The sequence below is a fragment of the Metapseudomonas resinovorans DSM 21078 genome, from assembly GCF_000423545.1.
Lineage (GTDB): Bacteria > Pseudomonadota > Gammaproteobacteria > Pseudomonadales > Pseudomonadaceae > Metapseudomonas > Metapseudomonas resinovorans.
The window spans coordinates 31,502-53,379 of record NZ_AUIE01000037.1 but is presented as its reverse complement, the minus strand read 5'-3'; the positions used below and the strand labels follow the sequence as shown (position 1 = coordinate 53,379).

The 21,878-nt window shown below is 65.4% G+C and carries 17 protein-coding genes; 5 read left to right on the top strand and 12 right to left on the bottom strand.

The features are described 5' to 3' along the window. On the bottom strand, positions 1-258 hold a 258-nt coding region (locus G559_RS0121460), incomplete at its 3' end, for a hypothetical protein (protein WP_028630218.1). A 236-nt stretch (positions 259-494) separates the two neighbouring features. Here G559_RS0121460 and G559_RS0121455 point away from each other — a divergent pair. Further along, positions 495-677, top strand: a complete 183-nt coding sequence (locus G559_RS0121455; protein WP_016492210.1) for a type II toxin-antitoxin system HicA family toxin — start codon at positions 495-497, stop codon at positions 675-677. Positions 678-715: 38 nt separating this feature from the next. Then, positions 716-1,123 (top strand): type II toxin-antitoxin system HicB family antitoxin, encoded by a 408-nt coding sequence (locus G559_RS0121450; protein WP_028630217.1) that lies wholly within the window; start codon positions 716-718, stop codon positions 1,121-1,123. 127 nt (positions 1,124-1,250) lie between these two features. On the opposite strand, the gene G559_RS0121445 is transcribed toward G559_RS0121450, so the two are convergent. From G559_RS0121445 to G559_RS0121420, 6 genes are all read right to left on the bottom strand, one after another. Beyond that, entirely contained in the window at positions 1,251-3,716 is a 2,466-nt protein-coding gene (locus tag G559_RS0121445; RefSeq protein ID WP_081668134.1) for a TonB-dependent siderophore receptor, read from the bottom strand. A gap of 158 nt (positions 3,717-3,874) precedes the next feature. Then, the gene (locus G559_RS0121440) at positions 3,875-5,170 is read right to left on the bottom strand and encodes a PepSY-associated TM helix domain-containing protein (RefSeq protein WP_028630215.1); all 1,296 of its coding nucleotides are present in this window, start codon (positions 5,168-5,170) and stop codon (positions 3,875-3,877) included. Positions 5,171-5,346: 176 nt separating this feature from the next. Beyond that, the gene (locus G559_RS0121435) at positions 5,347-7,005 is read right to left on the bottom strand and encodes a cyclic peptide export ABC transporter (protein ID WP_028630214.1); all 1,659 of its coding nucleotides are present in this window, start codon (positions 7,003-7,005) and stop codon (positions 5,347-5,349) included. Positions 7,006-7,141: 136 nt separating this feature from the next. Continuing rightward, positions 7,142-7,996 carry a dihydropyoverdine dehydrogenase gene (gene pvdO, locus G559_RS0121430; protein ID WP_028630213.1) on the bottom strand — a complete coding sequence of 285 codons (855 nt, stop codon included), beginning with the start codon at positions 7,994-7,996 and terminating at the stop codon, positions 7,142-7,144. Positions 7,997-8,019: 23 nt separating this feature from the next. Further along, on the bottom strand, positions 8,020-9,297 hold the full coding sequence (gene pvdN / locus G559_RS0121425; protein WP_028630212.1) for a pyoverdine-tailoring periplasmic protein PvdN: 1,278 nt from the start codon (positions 9,295-9,297) through the stop codon (positions 8,020-8,022). Positions 9,298-9,320: 23 nt separating this feature from the next. Beyond that, positions 9,321-10,664, bottom strand: coding sequence for a dipeptidase (locus tag G559_RS0121420; protein ID WP_028630211.1), 1,344 nt, complete (start codon positions 10,662-10,664; stop codon positions 9,321-9,323). 218 nt (positions 10,665-10,882) lie between these two features. Here G559_RS0121420 and pvdP point away from each other — a divergent pair, with 218 nt between their 5' ends. After that, positions 10,883-12,466, top strand: coding sequence for a pyoverdine maturation tyrosinase PvdP (gene pvdP, locus G559_RS0121415; RefSeq protein WP_028630210.1), 1,584 nt, complete (start codon positions 10,883-10,885; stop codon positions 12,464-12,466). A gap of 149 nt (positions 12,467-12,615) precedes the next feature. On the opposite strand, the gene G559_RS0121410 is transcribed toward pvdP, so the two are convergent. The 4 genes from G559_RS0121410 to G559_RS0121395 all read right to left on the bottom strand — a co-directional run bounded on the left by G559_RS0121410 (position 12,616) and on the right by G559_RS0121395 (position 18,393). Beyond that, the gene (locus tag G559_RS0121410; protein WP_028630209.1) at positions 12,616-14,019 is read right to left on the bottom strand and encodes an efflux transporter outer membrane subunit; all 1,404 of its coding nucleotides are present in this window, start codon (positions 14,017-14,019) and stop codon (positions 12,616-12,618) included. Between the two features lie 5 nt (positions 14,020-14,024). After that, complete coding sequence (locus tag G559_RS0121405) at positions 14,025-15,977, bottom strand: MacB family efflux pump subunit (protein WP_028630208.1); 1,953 nt, start codon at positions 15,975-15,977, stop codon at positions 14,025-14,027. An 8-nt stretch (positions 15,978-15,985) separates the two neighbouring features. Beyond that, a complete protein-coding gene (locus tag G559_RS0121400) occupies positions 15,986-17,161 on the bottom strand; it encodes an efflux RND transporter periplasmic adaptor subunit (protein ID WP_028630207.1) in 1,176 nt (391 codons plus the stop codon). 227 nt (positions 17,162-17,388) lie between these two features. Next, positions 17,389-18,393, bottom strand: a complete 1,005-nt coding sequence (locus tag G559_RS0121395; RefSeq protein ID WP_028630206.1) for a FecR family protein — start codon at positions 18,391-18,393, stop codon at positions 17,389-17,391. Positions 18,394-18,564: 171 nt separating this feature from the next. Between G559_RS0121395 and G559_RS0121390 the strand changes: the two genes are divergently transcribed. After that, on the top strand, positions 18,565-19,044 hold the full coding sequence (locus G559_RS0121390; RefSeq protein ID WP_036997687.1) for a sigma-70 family RNA polymerase sigma factor: 480 nt from the start codon (positions 18,565-18,567) through the stop codon (positions 19,042-19,044). A 211-nt stretch (positions 19,045-19,255) separates the two neighbouring features. Continuing rightward, positions 19,256-20,611 carry a lysine N(6)-hydroxylase/L-ornithine N(5)-oxygenase family protein gene (locus G559_RS0121385; protein WP_028630204.1) on the top strand — a complete coding sequence of 452 codons (1,356 nt, stop codon included), beginning with the start codon at positions 19,256-19,258 and terminating at the stop codon, positions 20,609-20,611. Between the two features lie 110 nt (positions 20,612-20,721). Here the strand turns inward: G559_RS0121385 and G559_RS0121380 are convergent, their stop codons facing one another. Continuing rightward, positions 20,722-21,873: an acyl-CoA dehydrogenase family protein gene (locus G559_RS0121380; protein WP_028630203.1), complete on the bottom strand. Its 1,152-nt coding sequence runs from the start codon at positions 21,871-21,873 to the stop codon at positions 20,722-20,724. Positions 21,874-21,878: the final 5 nt, after the last annotated feature.

Sequence of the window (21,878 nt, the reverse complement as noted above, 5' to 3'; positions counted from 1 at the left end):
CCAGAAACCATCCTGGCCCGCTTCATACACCACGACCACTCTGGCGGACGCCGGCAACGCCCAGAGCGCGCGCGTCTCCGCGATCGTTTGCACCACCTGCTCCAGGCGCGCCAGGGGCTGCGGTGCGTCGACTGTCTTCAGCCGGGGGTTGCGCCGGGCATCGCTCAGCGCCACTTTCCAACTGGCCTTGGCCAACTCCAGCGCCACTGCCAGGACCGGTTCATTCGCACTATGCTGTTCAACGTAGGCCGTTCGCATGTCGATTCCTCCTCTGGGCCAAACCTTCTATCCCCCGGATTAAGAATCGGCGTGCGGGCGGCCTTTGCATAGGATCTACAAGGTTTGTGTTCTGCTTCGAGTAATTTTGTAGGAGCGAATTTATTCGCGAAGGGCGGTGAATCCGAGCCAGCAAGCCACAACTGCGAATCGGAATTGACCAGTCCGAGATTTGATGTGTACGGTACACACCAAGGCGCAAGCCATGGAGTGCAAGGATGCGAAGTCGGGAGTTGATCAAATTGATCGAGGCGGATGGCTGGTTCGAGGTGGATGTCAAAGGCAGTCATCACCAGTTCAAGCACCCAGCCAAGAAGGGCAGGGTTACGGTGCCTCACCCCAAGAGCGATTTACCGGAGGGGACTGTCCGCAACATTCTCAAGCAGGCAGGCCTCAGATGAAGCCCAGGTCCAGCAACAGCAATCAGATGGTGGAGTTCATGAAATTTCCAGTTGTACTTCATAAGGACCCTGGTTCCGACTACGGCGTGACGGTTCCGGATGTGCCTGGATGTTTTTCTGCCGGTGAAACCGTCAGTGAGGCGCTGGACAACCTCACGGAGGCGTTGGCCCTGCATTTCGAAGGGTTGATGGCGGATGGTGAACCCATTCCCCAGCCGCAGGAAGTGGATGTTCATCTGGCCAATCCTGACTATGCCGGCGGTGTCTGGGCGGTCGTGGAGTTCGATACCACGCCATATCTCGGCGCTTCCGTACGTTTCAATGCGACCATGCCGGAGCATCTGTTGCGTCGCATCGATGAGCGGGTGAAGAACGATAGACGTTACGCTTCGCGCTCCGGCTTTCTGGCCACCGCTGCATTGCGGGAGTTGCAACATCCGCATTGAGGATTGAAGGGCGAACCTGCGGTTCGCTTGGCGATTGAAATCGCCCCTACAAGGTTCTCGCCATGGGTTTCGTGCTCCAAAAAACAAAGGCGCCTTTCGGCGCCTTTGTCGTTTCCGCTTCAGACCCTCAGAAGTCCCACTTGGTGGTGAGCATCAGGTTGCGCGGTTCGCCGTAGAACACGGTGGAGAAGTTGCCCATGCCGGTGTAGTACTCCTTGTCCAGCACGTTGTTGGCGTTGAGGGTCACGCTCAGGTGCTCGTCGTGCTGGTAGCGGGTCATGAGGTTGACCAGGGCGTAGCTGCCTTGCTCCAGGATGGCGTTGTCGTTGAGGGCGGGATTCCAGATCTGCGCGTAGAAGCCGCTCTGCCAGTCCACGCCGCCGCCCACGGTGAATTTGTTCAGCTCGCCGGGAAGGCGGTAGGTGGTGAACAATTTGACCAGGTGCTCGGGCTTGGTGGCCGCCAGGGGGAAGCCGAACACGCGCTGCTCGTCGGCGTCGCGGGTGCGGGCATAGGTGTAGCCGGCGGTGATGTTCCAGCCGTCCATGACTTCGCCCACGACTTCCAGTTCCAGGCCCTTGGTGGTGGCGCCATCGATGGCGCGGTAGATGTCGATGAACTCGGGGTTGGTCTCGACGTACTGGGCGAAGTTGTCCTGCTCGATGCGGAAGAAGGCCAGGGTGGCATTCAGCTTGCCGTCGAAGTAGGCCGCTTTCAGGCCGGTCTCGTAGGCGTCGCCTTCGACCGGTTCGAGGGTTTGCAGGTCAGCGTCCTTGAGGGACTGCGGCTGGTAGATCTTGGTGTAGCTGGCATAGGCCGAGTAGACGTCGTCCAGGTCGTAAACGATGCCCGCGTAAGGCGTGACCACACCGTGCTGCTCGTAGCTGGAGCGGTTCAGGCGCGGGGTGCCGTCGAGGTTGTCGTGCTTCTCGTCGTACTTGAAGTCGCTGACGCGGGTGCCGAGGATCAGCGACAGGTCGTCGGCCGGCTTGAAGCGTGCGGCCAGGTAGCCACCGTTCTGGCGCTGGTTGATCTCGTAGTCGCCGATCTTCGGGAAGCCCTGCTTCGGGTAGTTGCCATCCCAGTCGTAGATGTTGCCGGGGACTTCCACGAATGCCGAATTATCGAAGTCGTCGCCGGTGGTCTTGGCGGCGGCGGTGGTGAAGCCGGCCACCAGCTCATGCTCGCGGCCGAACAGCTCGAAAGGGCCGGAAACGTTCACGTCGAAGGTGTTCTGGACGCGCTTGCCTTCCCAGTGGCCCCAGTAGAAGAAGGCACCTTGGCCGGTGGCCGGGTCGGGGTTGCCGCCGCTGGCGGAGCCGAGCAGGGTGTCGTGCTCGTTGCGCATCTGGTTCACGTTCACCTTCAGCTTCCAGTCGTTGGCCAGGTTCTGTTCCAGCGAGGTGAAGTAGGTGTAGGACTCGAAGTCGCGGCGGCTCCAGTCGGTGCCGGGGTTCCAGGAGCGGCTGACGTCGATTTTCGAACCGTCGGCGAAGTACACCGGGTTGCCGGTCCAGGAGGTGCCGCGCGGGCTGACGTTCTGGTGGTCGATGCCGAAGGTCAGCAGGGTGTCCGGGGTCAGGTCCCACTCGAGGATGCCGTAGGTGATGTCCTTCTTCTGCGAGTAGTGGTCCAGGTAGGACTGGCGGTCCTGGTAGGCGCCGACGAAGCGGCCGCGCACGGTGCCTTCGGTGTTCAGCGAGCCGGAGACGTCGCCCTCGGTGCGGTAGTTGTCCCAGGAGCCGGCCATGCCGGTGATGGAGGCCTGGAAGTCACGGGTCGGGCGTTTGCGCACGAGGTTGACGGTGGCCGACGGGTCGCCCGAGCCGGTCATCAGGCCGGTGGCGCCCTTGATGACCTCGACGCGGTCGTAGATGGCCATGTCGACGTGGGTCGTGCCCTGGTCGTAGACGCCGTCATAGATGGTGTTGACGCCGTCGTACTGGTAGTTGGTGATGGCGAAGCCGCGGGCGGAGAACTCCATGCGGTCGCTGTCGTAGGCTTGCACCGATACGCCCGGAGTGTGCTTGAGCACGTCGCTAATGCTGGTGGCGTTCTGGTCGTCCATCACCTGGCGGGTGACCACGCTGACCGACTGCGGGGTTTCGCGAATCGACAGCGGCAGCTTGGTGGCGGTACTGGTCGCGCCGGTGGTGTAGGAGCCGGTGCCTTCAGTGGTTTCGCCGAGGCCGGTGCTGTTGATGCTCGTGGGCGCCACTTCCAGGGCGCTGCTGTCGCTGGGGGAAACCAGGGTCACGGTGTTGCCGTCGACGCTGTAGCGCAGGCCACTGCCGGCAAGGACGGCGGCCAGCGCCTGGGCGGGCTCATAGTTGCCGCGCACGCCCGGGCTGCGGCGGTTGGCCACGTCGTTGGGGCTGTAGAGGATCTGCAGGTTGGCCTGCTGGCCCAGTTGGCGCAGGGCACCGGCGAGGGACTGCGCGGGAATGTCCAGGCTCACCTGCTGGGCTTGCACCATGGCCGGGAAGGGCAGGGTCAGTGCCATGCCGAGGGAGGCGGCCGCCAGGTTGCGCTGCAGGGTGCGGTGCATCAGCAAGGCTTTGGTGAAGGGGGACAACGTGGGTTTGAAAGGCATCTTCCTGATCTCGATTCGTTGTTGTGTTGGCAATTGCGTTTCGTTCTTGTTTGGAATTAAACGAACGAGGCAGGAAAAACCGGAATGGATTCGCGAGAAAATCTTCGGACGGGTCCGCAGGCCCGATCGAACAGAGCAGGCCTGCGGCGGCGGGAGGGTCAACTGGAAGGCAGGATTTCGCCGTCTTCAGCGCTCGTCTGGCGTTGCGCCTTGTTCTGCAGGGAACGCACGCGGGCCGCGCGTTTACGCCACCAGATGATCACGCCGGTGACCGATAGCATGGCGATCACCACGCCCATGGCGGAGATCAGGATGCGCCCCGGCAGGCCGAGGATACGCCCGGAATGCAGGGGCAGCTGGGCCTGCACGAAGATGTCGCCGGCGGTGCCTTTCCAGGGTTGGCTGTCGCCCAGCAGGCTGCCGTCCTGGCCGTCGAAGTAAAGCGCTGCCGGCCCCACGCCGCCGTCACCGTGGTCGCCGCCGGGGTGGTAGAAGCTGACGCCGTAGATACCGAACTGACGTGCATAGAAGATGCTGCCCACCGGTTCTTCCCAGCCACGCCGGGTGGCTTCCGCCTTGGCCGTGGCGATGGCCTCGGCGAAGCCCAGGCGCGGTTCGATGGGCTGGTTTTCCGGGGTTTCCTCGCGTTTGTCGAAGGGGCCGGGAGTGACTTCGGTGACCAGTTGCATCATCGGGAAGAAGACTTCCCGATACAGGTTCAGGGAGAACGCGGTGAACGCCAGGATCAGCAACAGCACCCAGGTCCAGAGGCTGAAGGCGCGGTGCAGGTCGAAATTGAGCTTGTAGGAGCCGCCGCTCCAGCGCACGTTCCACGCCGGCTTCCAGCGCTGCCACCAGGACGGTCCGCTGGCGGCTTTGCTGGCCTTGACGGCGGCCTGGCGGCGGCGTGCGGGCAGGGTCAGGTAGAGGCCGACGAAGCAGTCGAGGGTCCAGACGATGGCGACTATACCCAGCAGCCAGAGGCCCCAGTGGTCGATGCCCCAGAATTCGGGAATGTGCAGGCTGTAGTGCAGTACGTAGAGGAAGGACACCAGGTTCTCGCTGGTCACCGGCCAGACCGCGCCCCATTCGCGCTTGCCCAGTTCCGCACCGGTCACGGGGTCGACGAAGACCTGGTTGTAGCCGAGCTCGAAGGGTTTGCCTGTGGCCGGGTCGACCCGGCCCGTGACGCCCAGCTCCAGGGATTCACCCGGTTCCGGTGCCAGCGGTACGAAGGTAACCACCGCACGCGGATCACGGGCCTCCGCCTGGCGCGCCAGCTCCAATGGGTCCATGGCCGGCCCCTGGCTGCTGACCTGGGTCAGGTGAGGGTTGAGCACGTCATCCAGCTCGTGGTCCCAGGAGATGATCGCGCCGGTCAGACCGGTGATGAACAGGAAAACAGCTGTGGCCAGGCCGGCCCAGCGATGAAGGAGGGTGGCGAAGGAACGCATGGGGAATCCGAATTTTTCAGGGCTTGTCTGGTAAGGACGGATGAGAACGGCGAATCCGCCAGGGGAGGTGTAACGAGGTGTTTCGGGGGCGGGCGCGGGGCGGTTCCTTGTAGGGGTGAATTCATTCGCCAAGGGCTGCGAAGCAGCCCCAGGAACCTCATGGCGGACCTTCGGCCCTACACCAGCTCTGCAACGCCTTCGGCACTCACCACCTTCCCGCTCTCCAACCGCAAAAGATGGTCCGCCACATCGAAATACCGGTCGTCGTGGGAGATGACGATGATGGTCTTGCCCAGCGCCTTCAGCTCCGGAAGTAGCTCGGTGTAGAAGATGCGGCGGAAGGTCGGGTCCTGGTCGGCGGCCCATTCGTCGAACACCAGCACCGGGCGTTCCTCGATCCAGGCATTGACCAGGGCCAGGCGCTTGCGTTGGCCGGTGGAGAGATCGGTGGTGCTGAAGGTGCCGTCCTGCACCTGGACCTTGTGGGCGATCTCCAGCCGTTCCAGGTAGCGGCTGGCGTCTGCCGGGATGGTGCCTGTGCCCTGGATCAGGTCATCGAACAGGTAGTAGTCGGCGAAGACGGTGGTGAACAGTTGGCGGTAGTCGTCGCGATTGGCGGCGTCCACCGGCTTGCCGTCCAGCAGGATCTCGCCGCCGGTGGGCGCATAGAGGCCCAGCAGCAGCTTGATCAGGGTGGTCTTGCCGCAACCGTTTTCGCCGACGATGAAGAGGATGTCGCCCTGCTTCAGGGTCAGGTTCACCGGGCCGAGCTGGAAGGGCGCGGCGCCCTCGGCTGGCGGGTAGGCATAGCGCAGGTCGCGCAGTTCCAGGCTGTGCACGCGGCGCGGCGCGGGGTCGGTCGCGGCTTCCAGCAGATGAGGCTCAGGGGAGGAGAACTGGCTGTTCAGCTCGGCAATGCGGCGGAAGGCGATCTGCGCCCGGCCCACGACGGGCAGCACGCCGATCAGGTGCTCCAGGGGGCCCTTCATGTACAGCAGGATCAGCACGAATCCGCTGATCACCGCCTTGTCCGCCGCTGGCCAGAAAGACTGCACCAGCAGGGCGATGGCGATGACCACGAAGAACAGCATCGAGCCCAGGCTCTTGGCGATCACGTAAGTGTTGATCGAGCCGATCTGCAGTGTGCAGATGCGCTCGGCGGTGCCCTGGATGTTCGCTTCATGCATGCGCAGGCGGCGTGGGCGGTGGATGCGCAGTTCCTTGGCGCCTTCGGCGATGCCTCGATAGTGCTTCTGCAGCAGGTCCTCCGCTTCGCGGGCGTCGTTGAAGCCCTGGAAGGCACGGGCCTGGGCGGCGTACTGGATCAGCGAGCCGATGGCGATGGCCAGCAGGGTGATGAGGAACATCGGCAGCGAGAGCATGGCCAGGTAGCCCAGGCAGCCGAGGGTGACGGTCAGCGAGATGGCCAGCGGCGCGAAGGAGAAGGCGAAGTCGCTGATGGTGTCGACGTCATGGGTCAGCACTGGAATCAGGCGGTGGGTACGGTAGCGCTCGATCTGCTGGATAGGCGCGGAGAGCACCTTGGCGCCGAGTTCCTTGCGCAGCCTGGCGATGATGTGCTGGCCGACGTAGTTGCTGCCGATGTCGGAAATGATCGAGCTGGCCAGTGCCAGTACGCAGAAGCCGGCGAAGGCCAGCACCAGGGCGTTGCTCATCCCGCCGTCGGCATGCAGCCCCTTGTTGATAGTGGCCAGCAACGCGGTGACGGACAGGCCGCCGACCATGCCCAGCAGGGTGGAAACCAGCACGACGGGCCAATAAGGCCTGAGGAGTTTGAACAGTTCGCCGACGGCGCTGGGGGAGCGGGTGGTCATGGGGAGTCCTCGATGGCCAAGGCAATGGCTGACACAGGGGAAGACGAGCGGGGAATGGGGGGATTTAGGTGGTGTCGGCGTGGCAGTTCACTGTAGGGGCGATTTCAATCGTCCCCTACAAGGAATATGTGAAGGCTTACAGCTCCCGGGCCACACGGAACCCGATCCAGTCGCCACGGTCGGTGGGGTAGGCGTTATTGCGGTTGCCGGAGCGGGAGAAGATCGGCGGTTCGCCCCAATCGTTGCCACGGATTTGCACCAGCTCGCATTGTTCGTCCATCCAGGCGCTGCCGTCGTTCGGGGCGCCGTTGTAGCTGTCGTGCCAGCAGTCGGCGACCCATTCGTAGACGTTGCCGTGCATGTCGTACACGCCGAAGGCGTTGGGCTCGAAGCTGCCCACCGGGGCGGTGTAGTTGTAGCCGTCCGCCGCGCCGTAGACGTTGGCATGCTTGGCGATGCTGTAGGGCTGGCCTTCATCGAAGGGGAAGGGGAACGGGCCTTGGCTACCGGCGCGGGAGCCATACTCGCGCTCGGCCTCGCTGATCATCCGGTAGTGTTTGCCGGTCTGCTTCGACAGCCAGGCGACGTAGGCCTGCACATCGGGGTAGCTCATGCACACCGCGGGCTGGCGCGGACCTTGTTCATAGCGCGGTTTGCTGGCGATGCATTCGCGGCCGGGGCGGGTGTCGCCATCGGCGATCTTCACCTTGGTGGCCTTGAGGTAGGCGTCCCATTCCTCTGCCGTCACCTGGAAGCGGCTGATGGCGAAGGGTTTGGCGAAAGTCACGGTTCGCAGCGGGCCTTCGTCGGGCTGGCGGCCGACTTCGCTGTCCGGGGTGCCCATGGAAAAGCTGCCGGCGGGCAGCACCACCATTTCGGGGCAGTGCTTGCAGTCCTTGAACACCTGGCCGGGCTCGGCCTTGGCATTGGCCTGGGCGCCGCTGGCGGCGGTCGCCAGCAGACTGGCGAGAAGCAGGGTGGAAGTGCGCATGGAAAGTCCTAGCTGGAAAGTGATCAGGAAAGCTGGGGAGCGAGGATCGTCATCACCTGTCCGATCTCCGCCTCGTTGTTCAGCAGGCTAGGCGCAAGGCGCACCACGGGGCCGACGTCGCGCTCCACGGCATCGGCGATCACGCGGTTCTTCATCAGGTGGTTGGCCACGCTGTCGCAGTCGCGCCCCTGGACGCGGAAGAAGGTGAAGCCAGCGGAGAAGTCCGGGCTGGCCGGGGTCACCAGTTGGACCTTGGGGTATTCCAGCAGGCGCTGCTTGAGGTGGCTGTTGAGCTGGTGGATGCGCGCCTGGACGTCGGCCTTGCCCAGTTGTAGGTGCAGTTTGAAGGCCTCGCCCAATGCCAGGCGGTGCTCGAAGGCGTGGTAGCCGCCGGGGGTGAAGAGGGTGCCGAAACTCTTGCCTTCGGTGAAGGTCGGCACGCTGGGGGTGATGCCTTTCGGCTGTTCGGAGCGGGCGACGATGATGCCGGTGCCGCGCGGGCCGAACATCCACTTGTGGGCGCCGGCGATGAAGAAGTCGCAGTTCAGGTCGGCGAAGGTCGCGTCTTCCACGCCGAAGCCGTGCACGCCGTCTACCACGTAGATGATGCGGTCCTGCTCGTCGCGGTTGCGGTTGGCCTCATGCACCAGCTTGCCGATCTCGCCGATGGGCAGCTTCACGCCGCTGCCCGATTGCACCCAGGTCATGCCCAGTACGCGGGTTTCGGGGCGGATGGCGCCGGCGATGTTGCCCAGCACTTCATCGAGGGAAATCTTCTGCGGGTCCTTGAACAGGGTGATGTTGCGCACCTTGGTGCCGGCGCGCTGCTGGCGGTATTCCAGGGTGGTGTAGGCGGAGTAGTGTTCGTGGACGGTGGTGAGGATTTCCTGGTCCGGGCGCACCTGCACGCCGCCATAGACCATCGCCAGGCCTTCGGTGGTGCTGCCGATCAGGGCGACCTGGCCGGGGCGCACGCCGAGGTAGCGGCCGACTTCGGCACGCACGGCGTCTTCATGTTTCCAGACTTCTTCGCGGTGCCAGTCCACCACTTCGCCGGGGTTTTCGTCGAAGCGCTCGCGCAGGCGCGCGATGGCCTCGCGCACCGGGCGCGGGTGGGAGGCCAGGAGGAAGTTGGAGAAGTGCAGGTAATTCGGGTCCAGCTCGAACAGCGCGCGCAGGTCAGTCCACTTGTTGCCGGTTGCGGCAGGCGCGGCGGCTCCGGCGCGTTCGGCGACGGGCATCAGCGGCAGGCTGGCGGCGAGCAGGCCCGCCTGCTTGAGGAAGGTACGGCGATCGGTCATGACTGCGTCCGATTGAGAGGGGATCAGGGATGGGCGGCGACGGTGGCGAGCCTCTGCACCTCGCCCCAGACGCGCAGGAAGTTGCCGCCCCAGAGCTTGGCGATGTCCTGGTCGGAGTAGCCGCGGGTGATGAGTTCGGCGGTGAGGTTGCGGGCTTCGCTGGCGTTCTCCCAGCCGATTACGCCACCGCCGTCGTTGAAGTCGGAGCTGATGCCGACGTGGTCGATGCCGACCTTCTTCACCGCGTAATCGATGGCGTCGACGTAGTCCTTGAGGGTGGCTTTGGGCTCTTCTTCGAGGATGCCGTAGAGGGCGCCGGCGTATTCACCGAACTTCTGTTCCGGCCAGATGGCGATCACCGGGTCGGCGGGCATCAGCGCCTGGTTGAGGTTTTCCAGGGGCTGCAGGCCGTGTTGCGCACGCAGTTCGTTGAGGCGTTCGCGGGTTTTCTGGGTCAGCGGCTTGAGGTAGGTGGGGAAGGCCACGACCTGCACCACGCCGCCGGTGTCCTTGATGGCTTTGAGTTCCTGGTCGCTGAGGTTGCGGTCGATATCCACCAGGCCGCGCACGGCGGAGTGGGACGCGATGACCGGCGCGCGGGTGAGGCGGGTGACTTCTTCCACGGCCTTGCGCGACATCTGCGACACGTCGATCACTACGCCCAGCTCGTTCAGCCGGCTCACCGCTTGGCGGCCGATATCGGAGAGGCCGCCGAGGGCGTCCGGGGTGTCGTTGTAGAAGGGCATAGGGCGCGAGGAGTCGGCCCAGTCGTTGTTGGCCACGTAGCTGAAGCCGAAGATGCGCATGCCGCGCGCGGCCCAGTGGTCGAGGCGGCTGATGTCGTTACCCAGCGGGTAGGCGTTGAGCATGCTGATGACGATGGCGAACTTGCCCTCGCTGGCCAGGCGCCGGAAGTCATCGGGGGTGTAGGCGATGGCGGCCTGGTTGGGGAAGTCGCGGGCGATGCCGGTGATGATCCGGTAGCGGGTTTCCTGCTCCTGCTGCGCTTCGGGCAGGAAGGCCGGCGTGGGGCGATGCGGCGCGTTGGGGCCGTTCCACAGTTCGGGCCAGGCGAATACCGTCAGCGCCGCGCCGGAAAGACGGCCACGGGCGGCCTTGGGCAGGTCGAACTGGGTGCCGCTGTCCTTGTCGGCTTCCGAGCCGGGGGTGCCGTAGTCGATGGGCACGTTGATGTGGCTGTCGAAGGAGAGGATGCGCTCCTGCAGTTCATTGGCGTGCTTCATCACCTTGGGCGGGTAGGCGGGGCCTTCTTCCAGCAGGTACTTCTGGCCGAAGAACAGGCCCGCGGCCAGGGCCGGGACGAACAGGGCGACGCCGGTCAGCAGGAGTTTTCTGGAGCGGAGCATGGTTCCCTCGATGATGGACGCGTTATGCATCAGAACGCGCGAGGGGCGTGGAAATTTAGCTCAGCTCCGTAGGATGGGTAGAGCCTGAGAAACCCATCGCCAGGCTGTGATGGGTTTCGTTCCTCTACCCATCCTACGCTTCGGCCCCGCTAAATTTCGCGGATGGCGACTCGTCCTTGCCTTGATAGGACACGGCTCACGAGGATCGACGACAGGTTATGCGCTTCACCAGACGACGTTTCATGGCAGGCGTGGCGGCCACGACCGCCGTGGTAGTAACCACTGCCATCCATGCCTGGCACCAGGATCGGGAGCGCAAGGAGGCGGCGAAGCTGACGCCGGACGAAGCCAGTCTGACCCTGCCGGAAACCACCGAGAGCCACCTGGGCAACCGCTTGCGCGGCAGCTGGCGTTTCCGCGTGGTGGATGCCGTGCTGCCCGGCCTGACCGGTGAGTGCGAGCTGCTTCTGGATGTCGCGGCGGCCGGTCGTTCCATTCGTGGCGTGTTGCGCATCCCCGATGGCAAGACGTTCCAGGTTCTGGGCGACCTTTCCAGCAGCCAGCAGACTCGCGTGCGCTGGCGCCTGGCCGAGGATGGCCGCCCGGCAGCCTATGAATGCACGGCGTTGCTGGATGAGGTCTGGGGTGCGTGGGCGAGCGACGGCAGCAGCGCGTCGCTCAGCGGCCGTCTGGCCTGGCTGGATGAGCCCATGCGCACGCCGCTGAAATTCCTGGCGGTGAAGCAACCCTTCCCCGAAGCCCGCGAGCGTATTCCGTTGCAACCGCAAACGCTGGCCTGGCTGGTATCGCCGGGCCACCGGCTGTTCCATCAGCTCTGGCACGCTTCGCGGGACAAATGGGACGACCTCGACGACGACAAGCGCAACGCCCTGCGCGGCCTCGGCTGGCAGCCCGGCCCGCTGGGGCAGGAGCGCGATGCCCGTGGCAAGGCCAAGCACCGCAATGGCTCCGGGGTGGATTTTCTCTTCATGCACCGGCACATGCTGATGGCTGCACGCAGGCTGCAGCCGCTGCCGTCCTGGACCAGCCTGCCGCTGCCGCGCCAGTACATCGGCTATGGCCTGGAGGATTTCGCGGCAAAGACGGTGAACCACGACGGCTACGCCGTGCCGCCGGCCTGGGAAGCGCCCGAGGACGAGGAGTTCAACAAGTGGCTGCTGGATATCAAGAGCAACGAAGCCTTCCACGCCAACTTCCAGATGTGGGAAGCGCAGTACCAGGACCCGGAGTACCTGGCGAAGCTCAAGCTCGGTGAGTTCGGCTCGCAGCTGGAGCTGGGCATGCACGATTGGCTGCACATGCGCTGGGCTGCGGTCACCCGCGACCCGTCCAACGGCATGCCGGTGATCTTCGACCGCGACCCGGTGGACTTCTCGCCGCGCTGGTTCCGCGCGGAGAACGACTACCTCGGCGACCCCTTCTCGTCCCATGTGAACCCGGTGTTCTGGTCTTTCCACGGCTGGATCGACGACCGCCTGGAAGACTGGTTCCGCGCCCATGAACGCGCCCATCCGGGCGAGGTGGTGCGTCGCGAAGTGAACGGCGTGCCCTGGTTCGCGCCGGGCAAATGGGTGGAAGTGGACGAGCCCTGGCTTGGTCCGACCAGCCATGGCTGCGGGCAGTGGTTGCACGACGCCGAGATGACCACGGTGGAGACCGATATCGAGACCATGAAACTGGCCATCCGCATCGCCTTCAGTGCGGACCAGGACGTGCCCGACCTGCTCAAGCGCGCGCCACGGCGGCCGTTCTATGCAAGGAGCTTGGGGCGGACGGTGTAGCACGCTTTTCGCAGGATGGACCACGCTTCACCGGTCCGCCAACGGTGCCAGATGTGGCACCGATGGTGGACGTAATAAGCGACGTCCACCCTAGGTGCTGCGAAACCCATCAATCCGCGCCGGTGGGTTTCGCTTGGCTCTACCCCGTCCTACGGGGTGTTTGGAGCTGGGCTCCATCCCCCGCCAAGCGCCCGGTACAGGCTCACCGACGCTTGCAACCGGGCCTGCTGCAATTGTGCTTGCTGGTCCTGGGCCTGGAACAGGGTGCGCTGGGTCTCCAGTACGGTGAGCAGCGTTTCGGCGCCGGCTTCGTAGCGCGTTTGCGCGAGGTCGAAGGCGAGGCGCGCCTGTTCCACTTCTTCGCCTTGCCAGCGGCGTTGCTGGTCGAGCCCGTCGGCACTGTTGAGGGCTTTCTCCACGTCGGCCAGGGCGTTGAGGATGGCGCTGTTGTAGGTTCCCAGCAGCTCGTCCTGGCGCGCCTTGGCGCGGTCGCGCTCGGCGGTCAGGCGACCGCCGCTGAAGATCGGCGCGGCCAGCCCGGCGGCCAGGTTGTAGTAGGGGTTGCGCATCAAGTCGTGGAAATGGTCGGCACCGCTGCCGAGGCTGGCGGTGAGGGTCAGCTTGGGCAGCATGGCGGCGCGGGCCACCTTGAGGTCACCGTCGGCGGCCACCAGTTGCGCTTCGGCGCTGGCGATATCCGGGCGACGGGTGAGCAGGTCGCTGGGCAGGCCGGCGGCGATGCCGGGGTTGTTCAGGTCTTCGAGTCGGCCGGTCAGCTTCAGGTCCTGCACCGGCTGGCCAAGCAGCACGGCCAGGGCGATCTGCGCTTCCCGTTGTTGCTGGGCGAGCAGGGGGAGCTGGCGTTTCTGCGCCGCCACCAGGCTGCGTTGCTGGGCCAGTTCCAGTTGCGTGGCGGCACCGGCGGCATGGCGGGACTGCACCAGGTCCAGCACCTGCTCGGCGTTGGCCAGGTTCTGCCGGGCAATCTCCAGTTGCTGCCCGAGGGCCAGCGCCTGGATGTAGGTGCTGGCTACGCCGGCGCTGATGGTCAGCTCCAGGGTGGCGCGGTCCGCCTCGCTGGCGCGCAGACGTTGCAGGGCGGCGTCGCGGGCGGCGGCGTTGGCACCCCAGAAATCCACTTCGTAGCTGGCGCTGAGCGCGGCGCTGAAGTAGTCGATGCGTTTGTCCTCGCCGCTGGCGTCCAGCTGGCTGTAGCCGTCGCCGCTGATCAGGCCCTGGCGGTTGGCGTCGAGGTTGGCGTTCAGGCTCGGCAGCAGTGCGGCACCGGCGATGCGCGCCGAGGCTTCGGCCTGGCGTACGCGGGCCATGGCCGCTGCCAGGTCCTGGTTGGCGAGGCGGGCCTGTTCAATCAGGCGGCCGAGTTCGGCGCTGTGGAAGCTTTGCCACCAGTCGGTGCTTGTACGGGCGGCTTGCGGGTCGTTGGGGCCTTGCCAGGCCGCTGGGGCAGTGATGCCGCTTTCGGGCTTTTCCAGGGGCGAGCCGCAGGCGGCCAGGAGAACGCAAAGGGAGAGCAGGGTAAGGCGTGGCTTCATCGGGTTCATTCGCTGGAAAGGGCCACCACGGGCGCCAGTTGTGCGGCCTTGCGCGCGGGCATGTAGCCGAACAGGACGCCGGTGAACAGGGCGCTGCCGAAGGCGCCGAGCACGGCGGGCAGGGAGAACACCAGGGCCACGTCGGCCAGGTGCAGGGCGCCGCCGATCAGCATGGCCAGGACCAGGCCCACCAGCCCGCCGATCAGCGTCAACATCACGGCTTCGGTGAGAAACTGGCGGAGGATGTCGCGCTGGCGGGCGCCGGTGGCCATGCGGATGCCGATTTCGCGGGTCCGTTCGCGCACGGTCATCAGCATGATGTTCATCACGCCGATACCGCCCACCACCAGGGAGATGGCGGCGATGGCGCCGAGCATCAGCGACAGGCTGTTCCGTGTGCGCGCCTCGGCCTGGATCATCGCCGCGTCGTTGGTCAGCTCGTAGTCGCGAACGCCCCGGTGCAGTTGCAGCATCAGGGCGTCGATGGCCTGCTCGGCTTCATGCACGCGCTCGGAGTCGGCGGCGGCGATGATGACGAACTCCGGGTTGGGCTGGCCGAACAGGCGCACGCTGGCGGCGGAGTAGGGCACGACGATCTGGTTGTCGGCGTCTTCGTCGCCGGAGCTGGCGCCTTTTTCCGCCAGCAGGCCGATGACCTGGAATGGCGCGTTGTTGATCAGGATGTAGCGCCCAAGCGGGTCCTCACCGTTGCGGAAGAGTTTCTCCTTCACCTTCTTGCCGATCAGCGCCACGGCGGCGGCGCTGTTTTCGTCGGCCTGGGTGAAGAAGCTGCCTTCCACCGCTGGCCAGTTGAGGATGCGCGGGAAGTCGACGCCGTTGCCGCGGGTATAGGCCTGGTGGTCGACGTTGCCGTAGCGCACGACGGTATCGCCACCGTTGACCGGCATGATCATCTTTACCTGGGGCAGGCTGGCCAGCGCCTCGACGTCGGCCAGGGTGACGATGCCGGCCGGGCTGCGCGGGGTTTCGGACAGGCCCGAGAGGTAGATGAGGTTGGAGCCGAAGGCGCCCATCTGGTTCATCACGGCGCGCTTGCTGCCTTCGCCCACCGCCAGCATGACCACCACCGAGGCGACGCCGATGACGATGCCGAGCAGGGTGAGGGCGGTGCGGAAGCGGTTGACCCACATGACGCGCCAGGCTGCCTGCATGGCTTCGCGGATGTCCGCCAGCAGGGAGGCGCCGCCGCTGTCGCCGCGCGCCAGGCGTTCGGCCATGGCGTCGGTTTCGACTGCTGGCGCGACGGTGTTTCCACTGTCGCTGAGGATCTGCCCGTCGCGAATTTCGATGACCCGCCGCGCCCGCGCAGCCACTTCGCGGTCGTGGGTGATGAGGATGATGGTGTGGCCGAGGTCGGCCAGTTCGTCCAGCAGGGCCATGACTTCGGCACCGCTGTGGCTGTCCAGCGCGCCGGTGGGTTCGTCGGCGAGGATGATGTGGCCGCCGTTCATCAGTGCGCGGGCGATCGACACCCGTTGCTGCTGGCCGCCGGAAAGCTGGTTGGGGCGGTGGTCCATCCGCTGTTCGAGGCCGAGTCGGGCGAGCAGGTCGCTGGCGCGCCGGTGGCGCTGCTCGGCCGGGGTGCCGGCGTAGATGGCGGGAATCTCGACGTTTTCCCGTGCCGAGGCCGACGGGATCAGGTGATACCCCTGGAAGACGAAGCCAAAGGCCTCGCGCCGCAGCCAGGCCAGTTGGTCGTCATCGAGGTCGGCGACGTCCTGGCCGGCGAAGCGGTAGCGGCCGTCGCTGGGACGGTCGAGGCAGCCGAGGATGTTCATCAGGGTGGATTTGCCCGAGCCTGAGGTACCGACGATGGCGACGAACTCGCCAGTGCGGATGGACAGCGAGACGCCGCGCAGCACTTCGGTCTGTGGCGCGCCATTTTCGCCGCCGTAACGTTTGCGGATGCCTTCGAGATGGATCAGGGGTTCGCTCATGGCGGGCTTCAGCCTTCGTTGGCGGCGGGGCCGACCAGCAGTCGCTCGCCTTCTTCCAGGCCGGACAGTATCTGGATGCGCAGGCGGTCGCGCACGCCCGTGCGGACTTCCCGTGCCTTCGGTTCTCCGCGACTGTCGAGCACGCGGGCGAGGTAGGTGTCGGGCTTGCCGTCGATGGCTTCCAGGGCGCCAAGGGGCACGCTGAGGGCGCCCTTGGCGCTGGCGGCAACGAAAAACACCTGTGCGGTCATCTCCGACAGCAGGGCGTGGTCGTCGTTGTCCACGTCCAGCAGCACGCTGTAGAGCACCACGCGGCCGCTGCTGGCGCCCTGGCCGGTGCCGCTGACGGGGCTGCCACCGCCCTGGTTCATCTGCTCCAGCGGACGTGGCGGCACCGGCAGGATCTGCCGCACCTTGCCCTGCCAGCGCCGGCCTTCGCCGCCGAGGGTGGTGAAGTAGGCGGTCATGCCTGGCTTGACCCGGCCGATGTCGGCTTCGGACACCTGGGCCCAGACGGTCATCGGTGACAGCCTGGCGATGCGCATCACCAGGGGCGTCTGCTCCAGCGCGTTGAGAGTCTGGCCGACGCGGGCGTCAAGGGCGACCACGGTGCCGGAGAGGGGGGCGTAGATGCGGGTGTAGCCGAGCTCCGCCTCGTCGCTGCGCAGGGTCGCTTCGGCCTGGCGGATCTGTGCCTTGAGCATTTTCAGCTTGGCCTGGGTGGCGCGCAGTTGGGCGTTGGCGGTTTGCACATCTTCATCGCGGGTGGCACCGCTGCGGGCCAGGTTGGCCTGGCGCTGGTGCTGCTGGCGCGCCAGGTCGTGCTGGGCCTGCTGTTCTTCCAGCTGCGCCTTGAGGCTGTCGATTTGGGCGTGGCCGGCATCCACCTTGGCGCGTTGGGTGGAGGGATCGATCTCCAGCAGCAGTTGGCCTTCCTTCACCTCGTCGCCCACTTCCACATGCAGGCGCAGGACCTGGCCCGACGCCTGGGCGCCGACGTCGACGTAGCGACGCGGTTGCAGGGTACCGAGCGCGGTGACGCTGCTTTCGAGGTCTGCGCGGGTGACGGCGACCGTGGCGGGCGGAGCATCACCGGAGGAGAAGGTTTGCCAACCGGCCAGGGCCAGTGCGGTTGCGATCAGGGGAACGGTCAGGGCCCAGGCTTTGGTGCGGCGACTTCTCATGCATCAGGGGTCCGGCGGCGGGGTGGGATTGGCGCATCCCTGACTGAACGAGCCGGGGAAGAGGGAATTTAGGGCTTCAGCGACGGTTTTCCTGCGGGGGCGATTTCAATCGCCAAGGACTGCGCATCAGTCCCTTGAAGCCGCAATGGCAGACCTGCGGTCTGCTTAGCGAATGAATTCGCCCCCACAGGGTTTTCGCCCCCACAGGGTTAGTGTCACAGGTCGATTCAGCGCAGGCTCAGTACCGTGCTGCCTTCCTGGTTCTTGCTGATCTTCAGCGGCAGGACCTTGGGCAGGGTGTTGACCAGGCCGTGGATGTCGCGGGTGTTGTAGATGCCGCCGACGCGGACCTGGGCGGTGGCCGGGTCGGCCAGCAGCACGGGGCGGTCGAGGTAGCGGTTGATCAGCGGCAGGGCCTCGGCAAGGCTCATGTCGTCGAGGATCAGCTTGCCGTCGCGCCAGGCGAGCGTGGCGGATGTATCGGCCGGGCCCACGGCGGGCAAGTAGTCCTGTGCGTGGTAACGCGCCTGCATGCCGGGGGTGAGGGTGCTGCCCTGGTTGCGCTGGCGGTCGCTGCTGACCCGTACCGAGCCTTCGGTGACGGTGACCACCACTTCGTCCTGGTATTTCCAGACGTTGAAGCGGGTGCCGGTGACGGTGATGGTGCCGCTGGCGGCGCTCACCACGAAGGGGTGCCGGGAGTCATGGGCGACATGGAAGTAAGCTTCGCCCTGGCTCAGCGACACGCTGCGCTGGTCCTTGAAATTGGCGTAGGAGAGGCGGGTGCCAAGGTTCAGGTCCACTTCGCTGCCATCGGGCAGGACCACATGGCGACGGCTGTTCTCGGCCTCGTAGCGGCGGTAGTCGTTGGGGACCAGGCCGAGGCTCCAGCCGGTGTAGCCGGCCACCGGTAGCACGAAGAGGGCGAGGGCGGCGGCTACCGCCATCCGGCGCAGGCGGCCGCTCTGGCGTGGGGCCGGTTTGGGGAACTCGATGATCGATGCCGGTTGCGCAGCCAGGGGGCTGCGGCGCTTCGGCAGCTCGGACGAGATGTCCCAGATTTCCAGCATCTCGGCGAATTCGCGGGCGTGGTCAGGGTCCGCGTCGACCCAGTGCTGAAACGCCAGGCGCTCCTCGTCGGTGCAGTCCTGATCGTGCAGGCGCATGCACCAGTAGGCGGCATCCTCGGTGAGCTTTTCGCCCCTGGAGGTGGCGGGCGGTGGCGTGTTCATAGGGGAGTCGATCCGTTGCGGGCCTGGTGGCGTGGCAGTTAAATCAGTGGTCAGGCTTCAAATGTTGATGAGAATTATTATAAATTTGTGCGGGTACCAAGTGCCAGTACCGGGCATTGTTCACATTTTCACAGGTTCGAGGAAGTCCACCGGCGGCGCGGCGGGGAAGTGATGTTGGAGTCTTACTACCGGGAACTGGTCAAGTACCTGACGTCGACGCTGGGAGATCGCCATCTGGCCTCCGACGTCGCGCATGACGCCTATTTGCGGGTGCTCGAACGGACGCGCCAGGATGCGATCGAGCAGCCGCGCGCCTTCCTCTATCGCACCGCCATCAACCTTTCCATCGACGAGCATCGTCGCAATCTGGTGCGCCGCAACGAGCCCCTGGAAGTCCTGGAGCAGGAAGAGGGACCTCGGGTGCATTCGCCGCAGGTTTCGCTTTACCAGAAGCAGCGCCTGGACATGGTCGAGCGTGCCCTCGATGAACTGCCGGCGGTGTGTCGCGATGCCTTCCTCCTGCGCAAGATCGAGGGCCTGGGCCACAACGAGATTGCCGAGCGGCTGGGCATTTCCAAGGGGATGGTGGAAAAGCACATCGTCAATGCGATGAAGCATTGCCGCGTGCGTATTCAGGAGTGGGAGGTGTAGGGGCGATTTCAATCGCCAAGGTCGGCGTAGCACCCCCGAAACAGTACGAAGGGCAGGCCTGCGGCCTGCATGGCGAATGAATGCGCCCCCACAGGAAGATCTTCCCCGCGCCCCGCTAAATTTCCGCAGACACGTCTCGTTACTTCTGAGCACGCATGCCGACGGCATGCCCCTGGCGCCTGGCCCGGCTCATGACTCAGAGGACTACGAGATGACCCCGATGCACACCCCGACCGACCTAGATGTGATCGGCATAGGTTTCGGCCCTTCGAACATCGCCCTGGCCATTGCGCTGGAGGAGCTGTCTGGCGAGCACGGCGCGTTGCGCTCGCTGTTCATCGACCGCCAGGCCGACTACCGCTGGCACGGCAACACCCTGGTGGCCCAGAGCGAGCTGCAGATTTCCTTCCTCAAGGACCTGGTGTCCCTGCGCAATCCCACCAGCCCTTACTCCTTCGTCAACTACCTGCACCAGCACGGCCGTCTGGTGGATTTCATCAACCTCGGCACCTTTTACCCGTGCCGCATGGAGTTCAACGACTACCTGCGCTGGGTCGCCGGGCATTTCACCGAGCAGGCCAGCTACGGCGAGCACGTATTGCGTGTGGAGCCGCAGCTGGCAGGCGGCAATGTCGAAGGCCTGAAGGTGATCTCCCGCGATGCCAATGGCCGCGAGGTTGCCCGCAGCACCCGTTCGGTGGTGGTCAGCGTGGGTGGCACACCGCGCATTCCGGCGCCATTCGCCCACCTGAAGGGCGACGCGCGGGTATTCCACCACGCCCAGTACCTGGAGCGCATGGCCACGCAGCCCTGCGTCAATGGTGCGCCCATGCGCATCGCCATCATCGGTGGCGGCCAGAGCGCGGCCGAGGCCTTCATCGACCTCAACGACAGCTACCCCGGCGTCAAGGTGGACATGATCCTGCGCGGCTCCTCCCTCAAGCCGGCGGACGACAGCCCCTTCGTCAACGAAGTCTTCTCCCCGGAATTCACCGACCTGGTGTTCCGCCAGCCCATCGCCGACCGCGAACGCATCATCAACGAGTACCACAACACCAATTATTCGGTGGTGGACCTGGACCTGATCGAGCGCATCTACGGCATCTTCTACCGCCAGAAAGTCTCCGGCCTGCAGCGCCATGCCTTCCGTTGCCTGCGCAAGGTGGAGAAGTCCGAAGCCAGCGACGCCGGCATCGCCATCACACTGCGCAACAGCGCCAGCGGCGAGGTGGAAACCCATGTCTATGACGCGGTGGTCCTGGCGACCGGCTACGAACGGCAGATGCACCGCGAATTGCTGGCGCCGGTGGCCGAGTACCTCGATGAGTTCGAGGTGGGCCGCGACTACCGTGTGCAGGCCGATGAGCGTTTCAAGGCGGCGGTCTACATGCAGGGCTTCTGCCAGGCCAGCCATGGCCTGAGCGACACGCTGCTGTCGGTGCTGCCGGTGCGCGCCGAGGAAATTGCCGAGTCGCTCTACCAGTACGCCGGCAAGCGCCGCAACGCGCTGCCGCGCGCCGTGCGGCCGCTGCAGGCGTTGGGTGGGCTGCTGGAGTCGGTGGGCTGACAGCGAGTGTCTTGGGTGGCGATTGAAATCGCCCCTACGAGGCTGGGTGACTTCCTTGTAGGGGCGAGTTCATTCGCCAAGCGGACCGCAGGTTCGCCCCAACGCGCCGATCAAAGCGTGTAGTTCGCCAGCTCCCGTGCAATCAGCAATCGCTGGACCTCGCTCGATCCTTCGTAGATCTGCGTGATGCGCGCGTCCCGGTAGTACTTCTCCACCGGGTAATCCTCCAGGTAGCCGTAGCCGCCGTGGATCTGGATGGCGCTGGAGCACACCTGCTCGGCGATTTCCGAGGCGAACAGCTTGGCCTGGGAGGCTTCCGACAGGCAGGGCAGGCCGGCGCTCTTCAGGCGGGCGGCGTGGAGGATCATCAGGCGCGCGGCATTCAGGCGCGTCTGCATGTCCGCGAGCAGGTTGCCAATGCTCTGGTGCTCGATGATCGGCTTGCCGAACTGCACCCGCTCCCGCGCATAGCCCAAGGCTGCTTCAAAGGCTGCGCGGGCGATGCCGAGAGCCTGGGCGGCGATGCCGATGCGGCCGCCCTCCAGGTTCGACAGGGCGATGGCCAGGCCCTTGCCGCGCTGGCCCAGCAGGTTTTCCGCGGGAATGCGGCAGTCGCTCAGGGTCACGGCGCAGGTGTCCGAGGCCTTGATGCCCATCTTGTGCTCGCTGCGGTCGACGTTGAATCCGGGGGTGTCGGTCGGCACCAGGAAGGCGGACAGGCCGCGCTTGCCCAGTTCCGGATCGGTCACCGCGAAGACGATGGCGAGCTTGGCGCGCTTGCCATTGCTGACGAATTGCTTGGCGCCATTGATTATCCACTGGCCGTCGTGCAGTTCGGCGCGGGTGCGCAGGTTGTGCGCCTCCGAGCCGGCCTGGGGTTCGGTGAGGCAGAAGCAGCCGATAGCGGCGCCGCTGGCCAGCTCCGGCAGCCAGCGGTCTTTCTGGGCCTCGCTGCCGTAGTTGAGGAGGGGGCCGCAGCCGACCGAGTTGTGGATGCTCATCAGCGCGCCGAGGGCGCCGTCGCCGGCGGAGATTTCCTCCACCGCCAGGGCATAGGCCACGTAGTCGATGTAGGTGCCGCCCCATGCCTCCGGCACCACCATGCCGAGCAGGCCCAGATCACCCATCTGTTGCACCAGCTCATCATCGATCCAGCCGGCCTTTTCCCAGGCCTGCGCGTGCGGCGCCACCTCGGCACGGGCGAAATCCCGCGCCATGTCGCGGATCATCCGCTGCTCTTCGGAGAGTTCGAAATCCTGCATCGTGA

Bases quoted from the DNA above. Each gene is read 5' to 3' on its own strand.
- G559_RS0121455 (WP_016492210.1), top strand. From the start codon at position 495: ATGCGAAGTCGGGAGTTGATCAAATTGATCGAGGCGGATGGCTGGTTC.
- G559_RS0121450 (WP_028630217.1), top strand. From the start codon at position 716: ATGAAATTTCCAGTTGTACTTCATAAGGACCCTGGTTCCGACTACGGC.
- G559_RS0121445 (WP_081668134.1), bottom strand. From the start codon at position 3,716: ATGCCTTTCAAACCCACGTTGTCCCCCTTCACCAAAGCCTTGCTGATG.
- G559_RS0121440 (WP_028630215.1), bottom strand. From the start codon at position 5,170: ATGCGTTCCTTCGCCACCCTCCTTCATCGCTGGGCCGGCCTGGCCACA.
- G559_RS0121435 (WP_028630214.1), bottom strand. From the start codon at position 7,005: ATGACCACCCGCTCCCCCAGCGCCGTCGGCGAACTGTTCAAACTCCTC.
- pvdO (WP_028630213.1), bottom strand. From the start codon at position 7,996: ATGCGCACTTCCACCCTGCTTCTCGCCAGTCTGCTGGCGACCGCCGCC.
- pvdN (WP_028630212.1), bottom strand. From the start codon at position 9,297: ATGACCGATCGCCGTACCTTCCTCAAGCAGGCGGGCCTGCTCGCCGCC.
- G559_RS0121420 (WP_028630211.1), bottom strand. From the start codon at position 10,664: ATGCTCCGCTCCAGAAAACTCCTGCTGACCGGCGTCGCCCTGTTCGTC.
- pvdP (WP_028630210.1), top strand. From the start codon at position 10,883: ATGCGCTTCACCAGACGACGTTTCATGGCAGGCGTGGCGGCCACGACC.
- G559_RS0121410 (WP_028630209.1), bottom strand. From the start codon at position 14,019: ATGAAGCCACGCCTTACCCTGCTCTCCCTTTGCGTTCTCCTGGCCGCC.
- G559_RS0121405 (WP_028630208.1), bottom strand. From the start codon at position 15,977: ATGAGCGAACCCCTGATCCATCTCGAAGGCATCCGCAAACGTTACGGC.
- G559_RS0121400 (WP_028630207.1), bottom strand. From the start codon at position 17,161: ATGAGAAGTCGCCGCACCAAAGCCTGGGCCCTGACCGTTCCCCTGATC.
- G559_RS0121395 (WP_028630206.1), bottom strand. From the start codon at position 18,393: ATGAACACGCCACCGCCCGCCACCTCCAGGGGCGAAAAGCTCACCGAG.
- G559_RS0121390 (WP_036997687.1), top strand. From the start codon at position 18,565: ATGTTGGAGTCTTACTACCGGGAACTGGTCAAGTACCTGACGTCGACG.
- G559_RS0121385 (WP_028630204.1), top strand. From the start codon at position 19,256: ATGACCCCGATGCACACCCCGACCGACCTAGATGTGATCGGCATAGGT.
- G559_RS0121380 (WP_028630203.1), bottom strand. From the start codon at position 21,873: ATGCAGGATTTCGAACTCTCCGAAGAGCAGCGGATGATCCGCGACATG.